Genomic DNA, 1,323 nt, shown 5'->3' with positions numbered 1-1,323 from the left:
ATTCTGCAACAACAAAAAATTTTATAAAAAAACAGCATCAAAGCAACAGAGTCCATTGCAATTGTAACGGATTTAAAACCAGGATATGATAAAATAATGAGAGAAATTGGATTTGATCACCAACACTGCACATTTCACTTAAGTATTATAATATCAATGAAGAACTTAGAGAAGAACTAAAGCAAATGCGCAAAATGAATATGAAAGCAATCTAAAAAAAAACAAAACCCTAAACTACTCAGAAACACAAATCAAAAAAACAATCCAAAAAAAACAGGGATAAACAACTACAAAATATGAAATCAACGAAAATATTATAAGCATATTTTTACAATATTATTCAAAAAAGAAACCTACGAAAAAGCAATATGAATACATCAATTTCCTAAAAGAAAAATTAATAAACTTATCCACCAATCATAATAAAATACTTAAAGAAAAAATTCTTCCCAGAATTACAAAAAATACATTACAATTCCTTAAAAAAAGACACAAAGGAAAACTAGATTCTACTAACAATCAAATAGAAAATTACATTGGAAATACAATGCCCAAACCATACAAAAAGAAATTTAGAACATTAGAAGGAATATTCAATCAGATAATGCACCAAAAAGATGGCTGAATCGAAAAACGAAAACAAGAGCTAACAAATTGACAGTCCCCAATTATCTTCTTTAACTATTATTTGTATTTCTTCTTGGTTGTCTGTTAGTAGTCTAGGCAGTTCTTCTTTTATGTTTCCAATCAATGTGTTGATGTTGGTTTTGTATACGTATTTGTATTTTGTTGTTTCTTTTGGTTTTCTTGTCATTTGTTTTTTTTGCCTCGTTTTTAAGTCCCATTAGTTTATATTGAATAAGTATATATGTGTCTATATAGAAGTCCCTGTTCTATTATTATTTTCTTTTTTTTCCTGTGTTTTTTTTTATCTGTCATAATCATGTTTCTATTGTCCATCTATCACCGTTATAATATGTTTTAATTCTTCATGATGTTGCTATCTCTTTTGGAATGTTGGTAAATACAAATAAAAGAACCAAAAATAAGAAAAAAAATAAGCTATTAAAAACCATTTGCTTGATAGCAATGGTATAATCATTTAGCAAAAACTATAATTACTATTTTTTTTGAGTGTATGTGTGTAATAGTTAATTATTAATAATTTTTGATAGTTATCTGAATAAATAGTTTATTATAGTTTTAGACAAAAAATATTTATATTAAATGTGACTAAAATAGTAATATGAGTAGAAATGCTTATATTAATAAAGATATCCCACTTTCTAAAATTCATGAAGTTAAAGCTGATTTAAAGCATTA

At 25.5% G+C, this 1,323-nt stretch carries 1 protein-coding gene; it reads right to left on the bottom strand.

Annotation, left to right across the window (positions count from 1 at the left end; translation table 11 throughout):
• Window positions 1-646 precede the first annotated feature (646 nt).
• Window positions 647-814 carry a hypothetical protein gene (locus tag MBORA_RS10705; RefSeq protein WP_156482726.1) on the bottom strand — a complete coding sequence of 56 codons (168 nt, stop codon included), beginning with the start codon at window positions 812-814 and terminating at the stop codon, window positions 647-649.
• Window positions 815-1,323: the final 509 nt, after the last annotated feature.

Source organism: Methanobrevibacter oralis (assembly GCF_001639275.1).
Lineage (GTDB): Archaea > Methanobacteriota > Methanobacteria > Methanobacteriales > Methanobacteriaceae > Methanocatella > Methanocatella oralis.
The sequence above is the reverse complement of the archived record's forward strand: the minus strand, read 5'-3'. Positions and strand labels throughout refer to the sequence as shown.

Excerpts from the sequence above, each read along its gene's own strand:
- MBORA_RS10705 (WP_156482726.1), bottom strand. The coding sequence starts at position 814 with ATGACAAGAAAACCAAAAGAAACAACAAAATACAAATACGTATACAAA.